The following is an 18,842-nucleotide window of genomic DNA, read 5'->3' as shown; positions in this document are numbered from 1 at the left end:
ACGCCGCTTCGCGTCCCCGGACGCACGGACTCACAGCTAGCTGGTCGGTAACCAGCGGCACAGGAGCTAAAGACATGAAAAACGACATTCACCCCGACTATCACATGATCACGGTCAAGATGACCGATGGCACCGAATATCAGACGCGCTCGACGTGGGGCAAAGAAGGCGACACGATGACGCTCGAAATCGACCCCACCGCGCACCCGGCCTGGACCGGCGGCACCGGACGCATGCTCGACGCGGCGGGTCAGGTCGCAAAGTTCAACAAGCGTTTCGGTGGTCTCACCCTCAAGCGCTAAGGACGCCCGCCTCCGCGAAAGCGGGGGTCAGCTCAAAACCTTTGCAAGCGCGCTTTGCCAGCCGGCAAGGCGCGTTTTGCGTTTCTCGGCATCCAGCGCCGGCGTGAAGCGTGTCGCGGTGCCGCGCATCGCCTTGGCTGCGCTCGCGAGGCCCGGATAAAGGCCCGCGCCGGTTGCCGCGAGCATCGCGGCGCCGAGCGCGGTGCTTTCGACGAAATCGGGCCGCTCGATGCTGATGTCGAGAATGTCGGCAAGGTCCTGCGCCATCCAGTCGTTCGCCGCCATGCCGCCGTCGATCCGCACCTCTGCCCAGTCGACCCCATCGGCGGCGAAGGCCGATTTCAGGTCGTGCGCCTGATAGGCTTGTGCTTCCAGCGCCGCGCGCGCGACATGCGCCTTCGTGGTCGCGAAGTTCAGTCCCGATATGGCCGCGAGGGCATCGGGGCGCCAGTGCGGCGCGCCGAGCCCGGTGAGGGCAGGGACGAGATAGACGCCGCCATTGTCGGTCACCGAGCGCGCCAGCCCCTCGCTCTCTCCCGCATTGGCGAGCAGACCCAGCCCGTCGCGCAGCCATTTGATCAGGCTGCCGGCGACGAACACCGATCCTTCGAGCGCATAGGAGCGCACGTCGCCCTCCTGCACCAGCACCGTCGCGAGCAGGCGATTTGCCGATTGCGGCCGCACCGTGCCGCTGGCCGATAGAATGAAGGCGCCGGTGCCGAAGGTCGCTTTGGTCTGCCCCGGCGACAGGCACGCCTGTCCGATCGTCGCCGCCTGCTGGTCGCCCGCCATGCCGCAGATCGGGATAGCGCCGCCGAACAGCGCCGGATCGGTCGTGCCGACGCGCGTCGTGCAGCCGGTGATTTCGGGGAGCAGGCGCATCGGCACGCCGAGCAGGTCGCATAGCTCGCTGTCCCAACCGCCTTGGCCGTTTATGTCCATGAGAAGCGTGCGCGATGCGTTGCTCGCGTCGCTGATGTGGACGCCGCCGGTCAGGCGATAGATCAGATAGGATTCGACCGTCCCGACCGCGAGCCGGTCGCCCGCGTCCTTCAGTTGCGGCCAATTCTTCAGCGCCCAGCCGATCTTGGTCCCCGAAAAATAGGGATCGAGCAGCAACCCGCTCTTCGCCTGCGCCATGGGCTCATGGCCGGCCTCTTTCAGCGCCACGCAATCGGCGGCCGAGCGCCGGTCCTGCCACACGATCGCGCGCGCGAGCGGCTCGCCGGTCGTGCGGTCCCAGAACACCACCGTCTCGCGCTGGTTGGTGATCCCGATCGCGGCGACATGATCGGCGCCGCCGGCCTGCGCGATCATTTCGCGCGTGCAGGCAAGCGTGGCCTCCCAGATTTCGGCGGCATCATGTTCGACGAGGCCGGGGCCGGGATAGTGCTGCCGGATCTCGCGTTGCGCGCTGCCGAGCGGGGTGCCGTCGGCGCCGAAAAGCATCGTGCGGGTCGAGGTCGTGCCTTCGTCAATAACGATGATTTTCTCGGCCATATCGCTCTCCCTCTTTTGCCTTTGATGCAAAAAGAACGGCGCCTCGACAAGACGCGCGACACATACATTCGTAATCACCTTGCAAAATTGCGGGCACTATGCCATATATTGTGCAGCGCAGCATGGCGGGACCTCCCGCCGTAACCACCGGCAGCGTGATTTTCCCGCCCAAATCAGGCGCGGGACGAGCCGGACCAGCGCTTTGTCCCCAGAGGCACCCTTTCACGCGGGTCGTTTCGAACCCGCGGCCGTGCGCCGTCCGTTCGATCCGAACGGATGCGCCTGCGCGTCGCCCTATGTGAGTATTCTATGACGACTTTTAACGACTTTGGCCTGCACGCCGACATCAATCGCGCGCTTGCCGCCAAGGATTATACCGTCCCGACCCCGATTCAGGTCCAGGCGATTCCGCCGTTGATGAAGGGCCGCGACCTGTGCGGTATCGCGCAGACGGGCACCGGCAAGACCGCCGGCTTCTCGCTGCCCTCGATCCACCATCTTTTGACCTATCCGCACCGCCCGACCCCGCGCGGCTGCCGCATGCTCGTCCTCGCCCCGACGCGTGAGCTTGCCGCGCAGATCGCGCAGAGCTGCCGCGACTATGGTCGCTTCACCAAGCTCAGCGTCACGACCGTCTTCGGCGGCGTGCCGATCAACAAGCAGATCCGCGACCTGTCAGGCGGCGTCGACATCCTCGTCGCCACGCCGGGCCGCCTGCTCGACCTGATCGACCAGCGCGCGCTGCGTCTCGACGATGTCGAAATCTTCGTCCTCGACGAAGCCGACCAGATGATGGACATGGGCTTCATCCACTCGCTGCGCCGCATCGCCAAGCTGCTGCCGTCGCGCCGCCAGAACCTCTTCTTCTCGGCGACGATGCCGAAGGAAATCGCGCACCTCGCCGAACAGTTCCTCGAGGACCCGGTGACGGTGTCGGTGACGCCGCAGGCGACCACGGTCGAAAAGATCCGCCAGTTCGCGACCTTCGTCGAACAGAAGGAAAAGCAGGCGCTGCTTCACTCGGTCGTTGCCAGCGAAGATATCGACCGCGCGTTGATCTTCACCCGCACCAAGCATGGCGCCGACCGCGTCGTGCGTCACCTCGCGGGCGCGGGCATCAAGGCGATGGCGATCCATGGCAACAAGAGCCAGTCGCAGCGCACCCACGCGCTGCAGGCCTTCCGTTCGGGCGACATCAAGCTGCTCGTCGCGACCGACATCGCCGCGCGCGGCATCGACGTGTCGGGCGTCAGCCACGTGATTAACTTCGAGATCCCGAACGTGCCCGAACAATATGTACACCGCATCGGCCGCACCGCGCGCGCCGGCGCCGAGGGCAAGGCGATCAGCTTCATCGCGCCCGACGAGCGTCCGTACATGCGCGATATCGAGCGCGTGACGCGGAGCAAGTCCGAGCCGATGCCGCTGCCCGAGAATTTCAACGAGATGGTGCGCAACTTGCCCAAGCCCGTTGCGCCCCCCCGCGACACCGGCAGCCAGGGCCGCGACCCCAATCGCCAGCGTCAGGACGCGCATCGTCAGCGTGATGGCGGCCACCGCGATGGCCAGCCGCGCGGCGAACGTGGTCCGCGCCGTGATGGTGCAGCAGCAGCCGGCGAAGGTGCCGAAGGCCAGCGCAAGCGCCGCTTCCGCCCGCGCAACAAGAGCGTCGGCGCGCATAAGGGTGCGGTGAAGCGCGTCGGTTGACGTAGCTCTCCGCGCCGCTACGTTCCCCTCTTCTTCGGATGAGGGGATGCGAAAGCTCGGTGCAAGCCAGTTTTGCTAACCCCATCTCGTTCTGGCGAGGTGGGGTTTTTTATGCCCCTCGAAGGACAGAAAAAACACAGGAGAGGGGTGAAGGATGGCCGAAGGCGAAGCAGCAGTTGCGGTCGATACCCGGCAGAGCGAACGCAAGGTCATCCTCGCCTCGTCGCTCGGAACGGTGTTCGAATGGTATGATTTCTACCTCTACGGCCTGCTCGCGACGATCATTTCGGCGCAATTCTTTTCAGGCGTCAACGAAACCACCGGTTTCATCTTCGCGCTCGCGGCCTTTGCCGCGGGTTTTGCGGTCAGGCCGTTCGGCGCGCTCGTATTCGGGCGCATCGGCGACCTCGTCGGGCGCAAGAATACCTTCCTCGTCACCATGGGCCTGATGGGCGCGTCGACCTTCCTCGTCGGCGTCCTGCCCAGCTATGCCTCGATCGGCGTTGCGGCGCCGATCCTTCTCGTGCTGCTCCGCCTCGTCCAGGGGCTCGCGCTCGGCGGCGAATATGGCGGCGCCGCGACTTACGTTGCCGAGCATGCCCCCGACGGCAAACGCGGCCTGTTCACCAGCTTCATCCAGACCACCGCGACGCTCGGCCTGTTCGCGGCGCTCGGCGTCGTCATCGTCATCCGCTCGGCGATGGGCGAGGCGGCGTTCGCCGACTGGGGCTGGCGCATTCCTTTCCTCATCTCGGTGATCCTGCTCGGCGTGTCGCTGTGGATCCGCCTCCAGCTCGAGGAAAGTCCTGTCTTCAAGCAGATGAAGGAGGAGGGTACGACGTCGAAGGCGCCGCTCACCGAAGCCTTCGGCCGCTGGGAGAACCTCAAATGGGTGATCGTCGCGCTGTTCGGCGCGGTCGCGGGGCAGGCGGTCGTCTGGTATTCAGGACAATTCTACGCCCTCTTCTTTCTCGAAAAGACGCTGAAGGTCGACGGCGCGACCGCGAACATATTGATCGCCATCGCGCTCGCGCTCGGTACGCCCTTCTTCATCCTTTTCGGCTGGCTCAGCGACAAGATCGGGCGCAAGCCGATCATCCTCGCGGGCTGCGCGCTTGCCGCGATCACCTATTTCCCGGCGTTCCACATGCTGACCACCGCCGCCAACCCCGCGATGGCGAAAGCACAGGCGAGCGCCGCGGTGACGGTCAACGCCGACCCCGGCGCCTGCGCCTTCCAGTTCGATCCGGTAGGCAAGGAAAAGTTTGAGAGCACCGGCTGCGACATCGCGAAATCGGCGCTGGCCAAGGCGGGCGTCAGCTATACGAGCGTCACGCGACCGCGCCGCACCGGCGAGGCTGCCGACGTGTGGATCGGCAATCGCGTGCTCGTTGCCCCGGAACCCTGGCGGCTTGCCGAGGAAGATCGCGCCGCCGCCGCCGACACCTTCCGCAAGGAGCTCGCTGCCGCGACCGCCGCTGCGGGCTATCCGGCCAAGGCCGACCTCGAGGCGATGAACAAGCCGCTCGTCGTCGCGATCCTCTTCTACCTCGTGCTGCTGGTGACGATGGTATACGGCCCGATCGCAGCATTGCTCGTCGAACTCTTCCCCAGCCGCATCCGCTACACCGCGATGTCGCTGCCCTATCATATCGGCAACGGCTGGTTCGGCGGTTTCCTGCCGACGACCGCGTTCGCGATGGTCGCGGCGACGGGCAATATCTATTACGGCCTATGGTATCCCGTGATCGTCGCGGTGATCACATTGATCGTCGGGCTGCTGTTCCTGCCCGAAACCTTCCGCCGTTCCCTCCACCCTTAGGATGGATTGAACCCCGCGCGCCCGCGCGTTAGGGTTGGCTCGAGCCTTGAGGGGGGCATGATGATTGCCGACGACATAGATTTCGACCCGCCGCCACCGCGTCGCCCGTTCTTCCGGCGCAAGCGGGTGCTGATCCCGCTCGCGCTGATACTCGCGATCGTCGTCGGCTTCCTCCTGCTTCTGACCCCTGACACCGACCGCGACGCGATGATCGCGAAATATGGCGGACCGGACGCGGCGTTCGTCGCGGGGCCGGCGGGGCAGCGCATCCATTACCGCGATCAGGGCAAGGCGGGCGGCCCCGCGATCATCCTCGTCCATGGCGCTAATGCCAGCCTTCATACGTGGGAACCGCTGGTGAAGCGGTTAGGGGCCACCTATCGCATCGTCACGCTCGACCTTCCCGGACATGGGCTCACCGGCGCGACCCCCGACACCGATTATTCGGCCGAGGGCATGATGGACGCCGTCGACGTCGTCGCGGCGAAGCTCGGGCTCGATCATTTCATCCTCGGCGGCAATTCGATGGGCGGCTGGGTCAGCTGGCGCTACGCGCTCGCGCAGCCAACACGCGTCGATGCGCTGTTGCTGATCGACGCCGCGGGCATGCCGCTGCGGTCGGGCGAGAAACGGCCCGAATCGAACGTCGGTTTCCGCGTCCTCGAATATCCCTTCGGCCGCTGGCTCGCGACGCGCGTCACGCCGCGGATGCTCGTCGAACAATCGCTGCGTGGATCGGTCGAGAAGCAGGCGATCGTCGATGACGCGATGATCGACCGCTATTGGGAATTGCTGCGCTTCCCCGGCAATCGCGAAGCGACGGTGCTGCGCGCGCGGATGGACCGCGAACCCGCGATGGCCTCGCGCGTGGGAGAGATCGAGGCGCCGACGCTGATCCTGTTCGGCGACAAGGACCGGCTGATCAACCCGAGCGCCGCAAAGACCTTCAACGAACGCATCGCGGGGTCCGAGGTCGTGATGCTGCCGGGTATTGGCCATCTGCCGATGGAGGAAGCGCCCGATGCGACCGCTGCGGCGATCGCCGACTTCCTCAAGCGGCGGCTTGTTTCGCCGCCGCCGGCTGATCCAGAAACGCGCTGATCCGCGCCGAGATGGCGGCGGCATGCGTGAAGGGGAAGAGGTGCGATCCCGGTACGACTTCCAGCACCGCGTCCTCGATCTGGTCGGCGAGCATCTCCCCATAGCAGGCGGGCATCACGCCATCCTGCTCGCCCATCAGCACCAGTGTCGGAAGGCTTTTCAGCCCCGACAGGAAACCCACGCTGCTCCATCCGATCATCGCGGCACTCTGGTACGCGATGCCGAGCGGGGTCGCGGTCTGGATCTTGAGCCCGCTCGCCAGCATGTCGTCATCGAACATCGCGGCCCATCCGATCCCCGGCGCGCCCATGACCGGCGTCGTCGCCATCAGCACCAGACGGCGCACGCGCCCCGGAAACTGGATCGCGATCTGCTGCGCCAGCGCGCCGCCCCAGCTGAACCCGGCGACGTCGATCACCTTGTGCCCAAGGCGGTCGGCAATCTCCATCACCACCGCCGCGATCGTCGGCGCGCCATAGGGCAGCAGCGCGTCGGGCGAACCGCCGACGCCGGGCATGTCGAGCGTCCACACCTCGCGGCCATGGATTTGCGCGAGCAGCGGCGCGGCGGCGGCCAGGTCGGCGCCGATCCCGTTGAGGAACAGCAAAGGCACACCGGACGCGCCCTCACGCCAGCGCGCGACGCGCAGGCTCAGGCCGTAGATATGCTCGCTGCTGATGGCCGGGCGGCCGCTGATCCTGCTCATGGCCGGTGCCTTCGCATATCTGGATGACCGGCGAAAGACCGCTGATCTACTCCGCCTGCCGCGCGGCCTCCGCGGCTTGCTCGAAGCGCAGGCAGTCGAAAATCTTCGCGCCGGCAAGGAACACCGAGCCGGTGCACGCGAGCAGCAACAGCTTGCCGCCGGTCCCCGGATATTCGTGCAGATAGGCGGCGCCGCGCGCCATCGCCCCGACGGCGAGGGCATAGATGATGAGGCACGCTTCGAAGCGCGTCTTGATAACGAACAGGCGTCCGATTTTTTTCAGCATCACCATAGCCTAAGCAAGCGCCGTGCCACTGGCGCAAATGCGGGATTCGGTGCGCCGGGCTTATGGTAAACTGTAAGTTAATCCGACAGATGGGGGCAAGCCACGAGAGCCTCCGTTCGGCGAAAAGGCGGTTCAATTCGTCTCGCGAACGCGCGCCGGCGCGCCCAGCGGACACTCCAGCGCGGCGCGGTCCCAGCCCGCGGCGTCGGCCGCCGCGCCATAGCTGCGCTCAAGGAAATCGAGCAGCAGCGCGTCGGGCGAAGCCGCGGTCCGCACCGCGTCATAGGGCAGGATATATTCGCCCATGCCCGCGTCGAAGCGCGCCTCGGCTGGCACCGGATACTGCCGAAACCCGGGCGGCTCGGGATAGGCGTAGGAATAGAAGGCCGGCTCGGGAAAGCTGTCGCCGCCCGGCCAGAAACCCGCGCTGCTGACCTCGTGCGAATAGGCTTCGCGCGTCACCGGGTCGGGCAGGCCGGGCACGCCGCCCGGATGCGGCGGCGCCGCGCGACCCGAAAAGCGCGTGACGGCCAGATCGAAGCTGCCCCAGAAGAAATGCACCGGGCTCGCCTTGCCGAGGAACCCGCTACGGAACAGCTTGAACACCCGGTCGACCTGCATCAGCGCGCGCCAGAAACGATGCGCGGCATCGGCGTCATAGCTCGCGTGGCTCTCGTCGCGCGCGAACGGGATCGGGTCGGGCACCTCGTTCGGCACGCCATAGATATGCACCGCGATGCCGAGGTCGGCGAGCAGCCCCTGCAGCCGGTCGTGGAAATCGGCGACGCTGCGCGGTTCGAGCACGAGTTCGCGGGTCTGCCCCTGGCTGGTGCGGCAAATCAGCCGGTGGACGATGAAGTCGAATTCGATCTCGAGCAGCTCGTGCCCGACGGGGATCGGCGATGTGGTGAGGCCGCGCGCGCTGACATAGAGCGGCACCTGCCAGCCATGATTGAGCCACGGCGTCAGCGACAGGCGGATCTTGCCGACGATCTGCGTCCACAGCTGCAGCGTGATCGCGGTATCGCGCCAGTCGGCCCAGCGCAGTTCGGGCCAGATCGCGGATTGCTCGGCCGATGACATCGCGGCTTTCCTTCGACAAATATCGTGCGCCGCCCCCGCGCGATGTTAGCCGTTTCTGTGTTTAAAAATAGCGCGGAATCGGTCCGACCTGCGGCGTCTGGTCGGGAAGTTCGACCATGACGTCGTCGATATAGCACCATCCCCAGCCTTCGGGCGGGTCATATCCCTCGATGATCGGGTGTGCGGTTTCGTGAAAATGCGCGCGCGCGTGGCGATGCGGCGAATCGTCGCAGCATCCGACATGGCCGCACGAACGGCAAAGGCGCAGATGAACCCAGATGCCGCCGACCGCCAGGCAGTCCTCACACCCCTTGGCGCTCGGGATGACGTCCTCGATCGCGGACATGTGCTGGCAGGATGTCATGGCGTTTCCTTTGTGCTTCAGTTCGACCGCGCGAACCAGATCACGTGCCGCGGGCCTTTGCCATTGCTTCGTGCGCGCACCCCGACCTCTTCGACCTGAAAGCCCGCTGCCATCAACCGACGGGTGAAGCGCGCGTCCGGCGCCGCCGACCATATCGCCAAGATGCCGCCGGGGCGCAGCGCCGCCTTGGCCTTGGCGAGGCCTGCCGCCGAATAGAGACCCTCGTTGGCGTCGCGCGTCAGGCCATCGGGGCCATTGTCGACGTCGAGCAGGATCGCATCATAGCGGCGCGTCGCCGCTCCGATGGCTTTCGACACGTCGCCGAGGATCAGCTCGACCCGCGGATCGTCGAGACAGCCCGCCGCCAGTTCGGCCATCGGTCCGCGCGCCCACTCGATGATGCCCGGCACCAGTTCGGCCACCGCAATCTTCGCGTCGGGCCCGAGCGTCGCCAGCGCCGCGCGCAGGGTGAAGCCCATGCCATAGCCACCGATGAGCAGGCTGGCGCCCTTCGGGCTGCGCAGCCGGTCGCAGGTCATCGTCGCCAGCGCTTCTTCGGAGCCGCTCATCCGGCTGCTCATCAATTCGTTGCGATCGATCGCGATGATGAAATCGTCGCCGCGCCGGTACAGGCGCAGCTCGTCGCCGCCCGGCACCTCGGCCGTGCCGATCAGCTCGCGAATCTTCAATTCAGCTCGCCGAGATCGAGCGTTTCGAGCAGCGCCGCGCGCGCCGTGCGCACGTCGCTCGCCAGTGCCGCCGATACGAGGTCTCCCGGCGCGATCGCCTCGGGCCAGTGCTTTGCGACGACGCCCGCAATCCGGTCGAGCTTCACCTCATCGGCGATGAAACGCGGATCGACCGTCGCCGGATCGGCCACGACACGAAGGCGGAGGCACGCCGGACCGCCGCCGTTCGCCATCGACTGGCGGACGTTGACGGGCAGAAGGCGGCGGATCGGGCCGTTGCCCGCGACATGCGCCTCCAGCCAGTTCCACACCGCAGGCGTCGCCTGCGCCTCGGTCGGCAGCACCAGCCCCATGCCGCCGCCGTCGGGCAGGCTGACGAGCTGCGCATTGAACAGATAGGATTTGATCGCGTCGGGCAGGCTCACCGCGCTCGCGGGCACCTCGACGATCTCCACCGCGGGGAAGGCGGCGCGGATTTCGGCGTGCGCCGCGTCGCGGTCCTCGAACGCGGTTTCGTGCGTGAAGAGCACATGCTCGTTGGCAACCGCGACGACGTCATTGTGGAACGCGCCGCCCTGGATCGCGGTATCCGACTGGCGGATGAAGAGCGTGCGCGCGGGATCGAGCCGGTGATTGCGCGCGATCGCCTTCGACGCGTCGAGATGCTGACGCGCCGGGAAGCGGCCGCCGCCGACGCCGTAGACGAAGATTTCGACGCCTTGCCCGTCATGCCCGTTGCACAGCCGCATATGGTTCGCCGCGCCCTCGTCGCCGAACGGCGCGGGGATCGGCGCATGCACCGCAAAGGCGGGGTGCGCGAAGGCGAGCCGAAGCTGCGCCAGCGTGCCCGGCCATTCGTGGCTGCGGTGCGGCATCGTGACGAGGTTCGCGACGGTCAGGTGGCATTTGTCGTCGGCGCTGTCGGGCGCGGGCGACACGGTCGCTGCGTTCGCCGCCCACATCGACGAGGCCGACCACGCCTGCGCGCGCAAATGCCCCTCGGCGTCTTCCGGGGTCGTGCCGAGCGTCGCAAGCCACGGCGCGTCGGGGCGATCAAGCGGGGTGAAAAAGCCCTGCGGCAGCCCGAGCGTCAGATTGTGGCGCATCTTTTCGATGCCCTGCAGCGCCGCGGCGCGCGGCTGCGACAGGTCGCCTGCATTGCTCGCCGACGCGATATTACCGCGGCTGAGCCCGGCATAATTATGGCTCGGGCCGATGATCCCGTCGAAATTGATTTCGGTCAGCATGGTTTAGCGCCCGATCCAGCTGATACCGCTGCCCTTGCCGACACCCAGCAGCTTCGCCGCCTCGCTGTCGAGCGTCGCGCCGTCGCCAACCTTGCCGAAACAGCAGCGAAAATCGGCGAGCTGTCCCGTCGCGACCAGCGCGTCCTCACCCTTTTCGGCGATCGCCGAAATCTCGATATGTTTCGCGTCCTTGATGCTCGCGACCTGATCGGTGCGCGCGGTCATCGTCGGGCCGCCGTCGAAGATGTCGACGTAATTTTCGAAGGCGAAGCCCTCATTCTCGAGCATGCGCATCGCGGCGCGCCCGGTGGGATGCGGCACGCCGATGACGCTGCGCGCATGCTCGCCCAACATCGCGATATAGACGGGGTGTTTGGGCATCAGGTCGGCGATGAACTGATTGCCGTGGACTGCATTGAACTGATCGGCTTCCTGGAAATTCATGCCAAAGAATTTGCCCGCGACCCCGTCCCAGAAGGGCGACCCGCCCGCCTCGTCGATCACGCCGCGCAGCTCGGCGAGGATGCGGTCGCCGAAGCGCGCGCGGTGCCGCGCGATGAACAGGTAACGCGAGCGCGCGAGCAGCAGCCCGAGCCCGCCGGCACGCGCCGCGGGGTGCAGGAACAGCCCGCCGACCTCGCTCGCGCCGTTGAGGTCGTTGCTCAGCATCAGCACCTGCGCGTGGAAGGTGCGGTCGAGCTGCTCGCTATGCTTGCTGTCGGTGCCGATGCGGTACGAGTAAAAGGGCCAGCGCTGGCCGACCTGCCCGAAGATCTGGCAGGTCCCGCGCACTTCGCCGCTGTCGGTGTCCTCAAGCACGAGTAGGTAAAGCTCGTCCGACGGATACTCCTTGTCGCTCGCGAACGAGGCTTCGGTGCGTTCGAGCTTGGCACGCAACGCATTCTTGTCGGGGGGCAGGTTGGTGAAGCCGCCACCGGTCAGCTTCGCCATCTCGTAAATGCTCTGCAAATCGCCCGGCTTGGCCGCCCGGATCACATAATTCACACCGTCCCCCGTTCCGCTATTCTTATCATGGTGAGTGCCGACAGCTGCGCGCGCTCGGCAAGGCTGTCGACGATCAGAAACTCGTCCGACGAGTGGATCGCGCCGCCGCGCGGTCCCATCGTGTCGACGACAGGCACGCCGCATGCCGCGATATTATTGCCGTCGCACACGCCGCCGGTCGCGTTCCAGCTGATCGGCGGCAGGCCGAGCGCGGCGCCGCAGTCGCGTACCAGTTCGAACAGCCGCGTCGCCGCGGGGTCGAGCGGTTTGGGCGGCCGGTTGAAGCCGCCGTGGACGTGGCAATGGACATCATGCTCGCGCGAGATTGCGGCGATCGCATCGCGCATTGCCGCTTCGGCTGCCGCCATCGCCTCGGGGGTCGACGGGCGCATGTTGACGCGCAGGATCGCGCTGTCGGGTACGATATTGTTCGGCCCGCCGCCGTCGATCTTCGCCGGATTGACCTTGAGCGTATCGGACTTCAGCGCGCCGAGCCGCAGCGCGAGATCGGCGGCGGCGAGCAAGGCATTGCGTCCGTCCTGCGGATTGCGCCCCGCATGCGCCGCGCGGCCATGGACGATCACCGAGAAATTGCCGCTGCCCGGCCGTGCCCCCGCGAGGGTGCCGTCGGGCAGCGCGGGTTCATAGGTCAGCGCCGCGGTCTTGCCCTTCGCCAGTTCGGCGATCAGCCGCGCCGACGCCTGGCTGCCCGTTTCCTCGTCGCTGTTGATCATCACGTCATATCCGACGCGCGCCGCGAGGGGAGACGCCTCGAGCGCCGTCAGTGCCGCGAGGATCACCGAAATCCCGGCTTTCATGTCGGCGGTGCCGGGGCCGTTGAGCACGCCGTCTTCCAGCCACTTCAGCGTCTGGAACGGATGGTCGGCGGCGAACACCGTGTCCATATGTCCGGTCAGCAGCAATTGCACCGGCGCCTCGGGGCGCACGCGCACATGCAGATGGTCGCCGCGCTGGATGGTGTTGACGGTGCCGGCGCTGTCGACGCTCTCTACCGGATCGGCGGCAACCAGCCCGACCTCGCCGGGCAGCGCCGCAAAGGCGTCGGCCAGTTCGCCCGCGACGGCCTTCAATCCCGCCAGATTACCCGTGCCGCTGTTGATCGCCGCCCATTTCTCCACCTGCGCGAGCATCGGCGCATCGGCGGCGCGTTCGAGCGTCGCATTTTCTGTCGCGGTGAGACGGACCATGGGGTGGCTATAGCGAGCGACGATGGCCTTTTGCACCCCCGGCCGGCTATTTTGTCTTCGCTGTGCGGCAAGTCACTGTTCCGGGCCGTTCTCTTCGGTAATGGGGCAGTCGAATTGCACCGAATCGCAACGCATTAACCGAAAGTTCGGAACAGCCTCGCTACGCTGGCCGAACCGATAAGTGAGTGAGCCGATGACCGCCGCCTTTGTGCTTGGCATCAATATGTCCGTCGCCGGCATTTTCGCCGTTGCGTTCGCCGTGGTCGCGGCGACGAACCGCGGCGCGCGCGGTGCGCGGTGGCTTGCGGCGGGTTATGGCATGGGCATCGTCTATGTCGCGCTGGAGTTTCTGCTGACGCGGCAGGTCGATCCCACCCCGGTCGGCATTGGCATATTCCTCGTCTTCCTGATCGCGCTCAGCTTTGCGCTGATCGGCGTCGCTTATCATTATCGGGCGCAGCCGCCATGGCGGGCCATGGCCGTGATCTGGGTTCTCACGATCCTCGCTGTGCCGGTGATCTTCAGCATGACCTATGGCTCGATCGTGCGCCTGATGGTCTACCAGCTTCCCTATTTTGCGATGCAGACGCTGCTCGGGCTCGTGATCTGGCGCTCGGGCCGGCGCCAGGCGCTCGACGTGCTGCTGATCGCGCTTCAGGTGCTCGCGGCGACCATCTATGTCGCCAAACCCTTTATCGCGGCGATCGTGGGGACGGCGAGCGCGCCGCAGGGCTATATGGCGACGACCTATGCCGCGATCTCGCAGAGCGGGAGCGTCGTCACGCTGATGGCGATCGCGCTCGTCATGCTGCTCGTGATCATGCGCGACACCACGGCGGAGATGGTCGCGCGCTCGGAAACCGATCCACTATCGAGCGTGCTCAACCGGCGCGGTTTCGAACATCATGCCGAGCTGGCGTTGCTGCGCGGCGGAGACGTGACGGTGCTCGTCACGGCTGACCTCGACGACTTCAAGAAGATCAACGACAGTTTCGGCCACGCCGCGGGCGACGGGGTGATCGCGCATTTCGCGGCGATGCTGGTCGATGCCGCGCCCGCGGGTGCGATCGTCGGCCGGATCGGGGGCGAGGAATTCGCCGTCCTGCTTCCCGACGCGCTGCTGTCCGACGGCCGCCTCTACGCCGAAACCGTGCGCACGACCTTTGCGGCGGCGCAATTGCCGGTGCTGGGGGTCGACCGCGGCTTTACGGCGTCTTTCGGCGTCGCGCAGCGTACCACGGGCGATTCGCTGTTCGACCTGTCGCGCCGCGCCGACGCCGCGCTGTACCGTGCCAAGGCGGGCGGGCGGAATCAGGTGCGGGTCGCGATCGGCGAACTGGCGCCTGCACCCGCCGTGGGTGTTGCCTGATTTCAGACCGCGAGTAGCGGCGTGTCTTCGGGTTGCGGCGGCGCCGCTTCGAAGTTTGGCAGCGGATCGAAAGTTTCTTCGATCAGCTCGATCGACGCGAGGCCGCCGAGCTTGAAATGGCCGAGCCGCGGCTCCTCGTCCGACCGCCAGTTCTTGTTGAGGTTCAGCGCGCTGATGAACAGATCGCCGCGCCGTTCGAACAGAAGATGCGGCGCCAGCGTCAGGACTTGCCCATTGTAATGCGCGGTCACCTTTCGCTTGCGGGCGATTGCTTCCATCAATTTCAGTCGTGTGTCGTCCATGGTTTCAGAGCCGTTCGGGGGAGAAAGGTTTTATTGTGCAATGCAGCATAATCACATGCGGGCGCGGTGGGCAAGTGCCGAAAGTCCGCGCAGCGGCTGAAAACCTATGCGGGAAACACCGCCCATTGCCAATCGAAATCAATCGCGGCATAGGGCGACGGCCCTTTCCTCCCCGGGTCCACTGGCGCAGCCGCGCCGACCAGAGGGTGCTTGCATGACTGAATTTCTCGATCGCTCCGGCCTGTCCGTCGATTCGCGACTGGCCGACTTTATCGAGCAGCGCGCGCTGCCGGGGACGGGGCTCGACGCCGCCAAATTCTGGAGCGATTTCGCGGGGCTGCTCGGCAAATTCGCGCCCGAAAATGTCGCGCTGCTGGCGAAGCGCGAGGACTTGCAGGCGCAGATCGATGCCTGGCACGAAGCGCGCGCCGGACAAGCGCATGACGCTGCGGCCTATCAGGCGTTCCTTCGCGACATCGGCTATCTGGTTCCCGAACCCGCAGCCTTCAAAGTCGGCACGCAGAATGTCGATCCCGAAATCGCAACGATGGCGGGACCGCAGCTCGTCGTGCCCGCGCTCAACGCGCGCTTCGCATTGAACGCCGCCAACGCGCGCTGGGGCAGCCTCTACGACGCTTTCTACGGCACCGACGCGCTCGACGCGCCGCCCGCCAGACCCGGCGGCTATGACGCCGGCCGCGGCGCCGCGGTGATCGCGCGCGCCAAGGCGTTTCTCGACGAAGCGGTGCCGCTCGCGTCGGGGAGCTGGACCGACTGGCAGGGCGGCGAGCCCGTGCTCGCCGATCCGGCGCAATGGGTCGGCAGCAAGCCCGGCGGCATCCTGCTCCGCCACAACGGCCTGCACATCGAACTGGTGATCGATCCCGCGAGCGCGATCGGCAAGACCGACCCCGCGGGGATCGCCGACGTCGTGCTCGAAGCCGCACTGACGACGATCATCGATCTCGAAGACAGCGTCGCGGCGGTCGACGGCGAGGACAAGGCGCTCGGCTACGCCAACTGGCTCGGCCTGATGCGCGGTGATTTGACCGAAAGCTTCGCCAAGGGCGGCAAGACAGTGACGCGCGCGATGGAGCCCGATCGCGAATGGACCTCGCCGTCGGGCGAAGCCTTCACGCTCCACGGCCGCAGCGTGATGTTCGTGCGCAACGTCGGTCATCTGATGACGACCCCGATGATCAAGCTGGCGAACGGTACCGAAGCGCCCGAGGGGCTGTGCGACGCGGTCATCACCAGCCTCTGCTCGCTCCACGATTTGAAGGGTCTCGGCACGCTCCGGAACAGCCGCGCGGGCAGCATCTATATCGTCAAGCCCAAGCAGCATGGCCCCGAGGAATGCGGCTTCACGAACCGGCTGTTCGACGCGGTCGAGGATATGCTCGGCCTCGCGCGCCACACGATGAAAGTCGGCGTGATGGACGAGGAGCGACGCACCAGCGCGAACCTCGCCGCATGCATCGCGGCGGTGAAGGACCGCATCGTCTTCATCAACACCGGCTTCCTCGACCGCACCGGCGACGAAATCCACACCTCGATGCGCGCAGGGCCGATGATCCCGAAGGGCGAAATGAAGGCGAGCGACTGGATCGCCAGCTACGAGGACCGCAACGTCCGCATCGGCCTCGCCTGCGGCCTCAGCGGCAAGGCGCAGATCGGCAAGGGCATGTGGGCAATGCCCGACCTGATGAAAGCCATGCTCGACGCCAAGATCGGCCATCCGAAATCGGGCGCGAACACGGCATGGGTCCCGTCGCCGACCGCCGCGACGCTGCACGCGCTGCACTATCATCAGGTCGACGTGTTCGCGCGGCAGAGGGAAATCGCGGGCGAAGCGGTGCCGTCGCTCGACCGTCTGCTCAACATCCCCGTCGCCACCGGCCGCAACTGGAGCGAGGCAGAAATTACCCGCGAGCTCGACAATAATTGCCAGGGCATCCTCGGCTATGTCGTGCGCTGGATCGATCAGGGCGTCGGCTGCTCGAAGGTTCCCGACATCGACGACGTCGGTCTGATGGAGGATCGCGCGACGCTGCGCATCGCCAGCCAGGCGCTCGCCAATTGGCTGCTCCACGGCGTCTGCACCCCCGAACAGGTCGACGCCGCGCTGACGCGCATGGCGGCGAAGGTCGACGCGCAGAATGCGGGCGACGCGCTCTACGAGAAACTGACACCCGACGGCATCGCATATCAGGCCGCGCGCGCGCTGATCTTCGAAGGCGTGACGCAGCCGTCGGGCTATACCGAGCCGCTGCTCCACAAATATCGGCAGACGAAAAAGGCGACCTGAGCGGCTGGCGGGGCGTCTGTCCCGCCGCTGATTGAATATGCGCCGCTGCCGCGATAGGATCGCCACGTCAGAAAAGGACAGGCCGGTGCGGTTGGCCCGGCCCCCGCATCCGCGGGTCCTGGCAGCCGCTTCGGCGACGAGCCCCATGGCCTGGAGCGGCGGCGCATTTCCGTGCCGCCGCATCGAAAGGTCGTGTCATGCAACAACAGATTTCGGTCATCACGCTCGGTGTCGCGGACCTCGCGCGCTCGCGGCGCTTCTATGTCGAGGGTTTCGGCTGGACCCCGGTGTTCGCGAATGAGGAGATCATCTTCTACCAGATGAACGGCCTCATGCTCGGCACCTTCCTGCAATCATCGCTCGAGGAGGATATGAACCGCCGCGGGCTCGTCCGGCCGGGCGCCTTTACACTTGCGCACAATGTCGAAAGCGCGGCCGCGGTCGACGCCGCGATCGCACGGCTGCGCGCGGCCGGCGCGACTTTGCTCCGCAGCCCCGATGTGCCGCCGCCCGGCGGCTATCGCGGCTATGTCGCCGATCCCGACGATCATGCATGGGAAATCGCGTGGAATCCCGCCTGGACGATCGACGCGCAGGGGCTGGTGACCTTCGGCCTGTGACGGACGGCAGGGTTGCATCGCGGCGGAAAATGAATAGAACAGATAGTGAACAAAAGGAGTCTCGCACATGTCCGCCGCCGTCGATCCTGCCTATCGCCACTATCCCAAGCGCGCCGAATTTCGCGGGCTCGTCGAGGCCGGCGGCGCGGCGCTCAAGCTCTATCACCTGACCACCGCCGATGCGCCGGTGCCGGACGATGTGGCAAAGCTCTGCGCAGATTGGTTCGCCGAACAAGCGTCGGCGGCGGTGGCGCCGGGCGATTGCGGCTTCGTGATCCTCCACCGCTGCGGCGCCGATTTCTATTTCCTGCTCGTGTCGGTGTGGCGCGGGTCGAACGAGCTCTGGGAAGCGGTCTGGTATCGCCATGGCGACATGCCCACCTTCGCGCCGTTCGATTCGGCCTATCCGCCGGACGCCGGCGCCCCGCGCCCGACCTTCTGCGTCTGGGAGCTCGGGATCGTCGCGCACGAGAGCGCAGCATGGGGCCGCTACCTCGCGTCGCCGCGCGACGACACCGCGAGGTCGCGCTGGGTTGATGATATCTTCGAAGGCGCTGTATAGGCGCCGCTCGTTTCAAGGGGAGTTTTGACGTGCAGATTGCGGTGCTGACCTTCGACGGCTTCAACGAACTCGATTCGTTCGTTGCGGCTGGAATCCTGAACCGTTTGCGCGGGCAGGGCTGGGAAGCGCACATCACGTCGCCGACGCCGCAGGTCACCTCGATGAACGGCGTAACGATCGAGCGCCAGCAACCGCTCGATTTCGTGGCAAAGGCCGACGCGGTGATCATCGGCAGCGGCGTCAAAACGCGCGAGATCGCCGCGGACCCGCTGATGCTCGGGCGCATCCGGCTCGACCCGTCGCGCCAGCTGATCGGCGCGCAATGTTCGGGGACGCTGCTGCTCGCGAAGCTCGGGCTGGTCGGCAATCTGCCCGCCTGCACCGACCTCACGACCAAGCCGTGGGTGATCGAGGCCGGGGTCGAAGTGCTCGACGCGCCCTTCGTCGTGCATGGCAATGTCGCGACCGCGGGCGGCTGCCTCGCTTCGCAATATCTGGCGGCGTGGATCATCGCGCGTCTCGCCGGGACTACCGCGGCCGAGGAGGCGCTGCACTATGTTGCGCCGGTCGGCGAGAAAGCGGATTATGTGACGCGCGCGATGGCGGCGGTGCGGCCGTTCCTTGCGGAAGAAAATCTCGCGCGTACCGCTTAGAGTCCAGA

At 66.3% G+C, this 18,842-nt stretch carries 19 protein-coding genes; 9 read left to right on the top strand and 10 right to left on the bottom strand.

The window, feature by feature from the left end; all coding sequences use genetic code 11:
• The first annotated feature begins 74 nt into the window (after nucleotides 1–74).
• Entirely contained in the window at nucleotides 75–302 is a 228-nt protein-coding gene (gene rpmE / locus ASD73_RS08470) for a 50S ribosomal protein L31 (protein WP_037517493.1), read from the top strand.
• Nucleotides 303–329: 27 nt separating this feature from the next.
• Here the strand turns inward: rpmE and ASD73_RS08465 are convergent, their stop codons facing one another.
• The gene (locus ASD73_RS08465; protein WP_056371445.1) at nucleotides 330–1,802 is read right to left on the bottom strand and encodes a glycerol kinase; all 1,473 of its coding nucleotides are present in this window, start codon (nucleotides 1,800–1,802) and stop codon (nucleotides 330–332) included.
• A 309-nt stretch (nucleotides 1,803–2,111) separates the two neighbouring features.
• Here ASD73_RS08465 and ASD73_RS08460 point away from each other — a divergent pair, with 309 nt between their 5' ends.
• The 3 genes from ASD73_RS08460 to ASD73_RS08450 all read left to right on the top strand — a co-directional run bounded on the left by ASD73_RS08460 (nucleotide 2,112) and on the right by ASD73_RS08450 (nucleotide 6,432).
• The gene (locus ASD73_RS08460; RefSeq protein WP_056371442.1) at nucleotides 2,112–3,509 is read left to right on the top strand and encodes a DEAD/DEAH box helicase; all 1,398 of its coding nucleotides are present in this window, start codon (nucleotides 2,112–2,114) and stop codon (nucleotides 3,507–3,509) included.
• Between the two features lie 154 nt (nucleotides 3,510–3,663).
• Nucleotides 3,664–5,331 (top strand): MFS transporter, encoded by a 1,668-nt coding sequence (locus ASD73_RS08455; protein ID WP_056371441.1) that lies wholly within the window; start codon nucleotides 3,664–3,666, stop codon nucleotides 5,329–5,331.
• 60 nt (nucleotides 5,332–5,391) lie between these two features.
• Entirely contained in the window at nucleotides 5,392–6,432 is a 1,041-nt protein-coding gene (locus ASD73_RS08450) for an alpha/beta fold hydrolase (RefSeq protein ID WP_235534246.1), read from the top strand.
• Here ASD73_RS08450 and ASD73_RS08445 read toward each other — a convergent pair.
• The 8 genes from ASD73_RS08445 to ASD73_RS08410 form a co-directional block, all read right to left on the bottom strand.
• Nucleotides 6,383–7,138 (bottom strand): alpha/beta fold hydrolase, encoded by a 756-nt coding sequence (locus ASD73_RS08445; RefSeq protein WP_056371437.1) that lies wholly within the window; start codon nucleotides 7,136–7,138, stop codon nucleotides 6,383–6,385. The two genes, ASD73_RS08450 and ASD73_RS08445, sit on opposite strands and share 50 nt — an antisense overlap.
• 46 nt (nucleotides 7,139–7,184) lie before the next feature.
• The gene (locus ASD73_RS08440) at nucleotides 7,185–7,424 is read right to left on the bottom strand and encodes a hypothetical protein (protein WP_056373385.1); all 240 of its coding nucleotides are present in this window, start codon (nucleotides 7,422–7,424) and stop codon (nucleotides 7,185–7,187) included.
• A 132-nt stretch (nucleotides 7,425–7,556) separates the two neighbouring features.
• Entirely contained in the window at nucleotides 7,557–8,507 is a 951-nt protein-coding gene (locus tag ASD73_RS08435) for a DUF5996 family protein (RefSeq protein WP_056371435.1), read from the bottom strand.
• A gap of 61 nt (nucleotides 8,508–8,568) precedes the next feature.
• A complete protein-coding gene (locus ASD73_RS08430; protein ID WP_056371433.1) occupies nucleotides 8,569–8,871 on the bottom strand; it encodes a UBP-type zinc finger domain-containing protein in 303 nt (100 codons plus the stop codon).
• Nucleotides 8,872–8,888: 17 nt separating this feature from the next.
• A complete protein-coding gene (locus tag ASD73_RS08425) occupies nucleotides 8,889–9,560 on the bottom strand; it encodes a spermidine synthase (RefSeq protein ID WP_056371432.1) in 672 nt (223 codons plus the stop codon).
• Nucleotides 9,557–10,807 carry an N-succinylarginine dihydrolase gene (locus ASD73_RS08420; protein WP_056371430.1) on the bottom strand — a complete coding sequence of 417 codons (1,251 nt, stop codon included), beginning with the start codon at nucleotides 10,805–10,807 and terminating at the stop codon, nucleotides 9,557–9,559. Before ASD73_RS08420 ends, ASD73_RS08425 begins: the two co-directional genes overlap by 4 nt.
• A 3-nt stretch (nucleotides 10,808–10,810) precedes the next feature.
• Nucleotides 10,811–11,812: an arginine N-succinyltransferase gene (locus tag ASD73_RS08415; RefSeq protein ID WP_056371428.1), complete on the bottom strand. Its 1,002-nt coding sequence runs from the start codon at nucleotides 11,810–11,812 to the stop codon at nucleotides 10,811–10,813.
• Nucleotides 11,809–13,020 (bottom strand): hydrolase, encoded by a 1,212-nt coding sequence (locus ASD73_RS08410; protein ID WP_056371426.1) that lies wholly within the window; start codon nucleotides 13,018–13,020, stop codon nucleotides 11,809–11,811. Before ASD73_RS08410 ends, ASD73_RS08415 begins: the two co-directional genes overlap by 4 nt.
• A 193-nt stretch (nucleotides 13,021–13,213) precedes the next feature.
• Here ASD73_RS08410 and ASD73_RS08405 point away from each other — a divergent pair, with 193 nt between their 5' ends.
• Nucleotides 13,214–14,389, top strand: a complete 1,176-nt coding sequence (locus ASD73_RS08405; RefSeq protein ID WP_056373383.1) for a GGDEF domain-containing protein — start codon at nucleotides 13,214–13,216, stop codon at nucleotides 14,387–14,389.
• 2 nt (nucleotides 14,390–14,391) lie between these two features.
• Here ASD73_RS08405 and ASD73_RS08400 read toward each other — a convergent pair whose 3' ends face one another.
• Nucleotides 14,392–14,691 carry a hypothetical protein gene (locus tag ASD73_RS08400; protein WP_056371424.1) on the bottom strand — a complete coding sequence of 100 codons (300 nt, stop codon included), beginning with the start codon at nucleotides 14,689–14,691 and terminating at the stop codon, nucleotides 14,392–14,394.
• A gap of 214 nt (nucleotides 14,692–14,905) precedes the next feature.
• Here ASD73_RS08400 and ASD73_RS08395 point away from each other — a divergent pair, with 214 nt between their 5' ends.
• The 4 genes from ASD73_RS08395 (at nucleotide 14,906) to ASD73_RS08380 (ending at nucleotide 18,834) form a co-directional block, all read left to right on the top strand.
• Nucleotides 14,906–16,999: a malate synthase G gene (locus ASD73_RS08395; protein WP_056371422.1), complete on the top strand. Its 2,094-nt coding sequence runs from the start codon at nucleotides 14,906–14,908 to the stop codon at nucleotides 16,997–16,999.
• 197 nt (nucleotides 17,000–17,196) lie between these two features.
• The gene (locus ASD73_RS08390) at nucleotides 17,197–17,619 is read left to right on the top strand and encodes a VOC family protein (RefSeq protein WP_056371420.1); all 423 of its coding nucleotides are present in this window, start codon (nucleotides 17,197–17,199) and stop codon (nucleotides 17,617–17,619) included.
• 67 nt (nucleotides 17,620–17,686) lie between these two features.
• Complete coding sequence (locus tag ASD73_RS08385) at nucleotides 17,687–18,181, top strand: hypothetical protein (RefSeq protein ID WP_056371418.1); 495 nt, start codon at nucleotides 17,687–17,689, stop codon at nucleotides 18,179–18,181.
• A gap of 29 nt (nucleotides 18,182–18,210) precedes the next feature.
• On the top strand, nucleotides 18,211–18,834 hold the full coding sequence (locus tag ASD73_RS08380; RefSeq protein WP_056371416.1) for a DJ-1/PfpI family protein: 624 nt from the start codon (nucleotides 18,211–18,213) through the stop codon (nucleotides 18,832–18,834).
• Nucleotides 18,835–18,842: the final 8 nt, after the last annotated feature.

The sequence above is a fragment of the Sphingopyxis sp. Root154 genome (assembly GCF_001427105.1).
In the GTDB taxonomy this organism is placed as follows: domain Bacteria; phylum Pseudomonadota; class Alphaproteobacteria; order Sphingomonadales; family Sphingomonadaceae; genus Sphingopyxis.
Note: the sequence above shows the minus strand (reverse complement) of the source record. Positions and strands in the feature narration are given on the sequence as shown.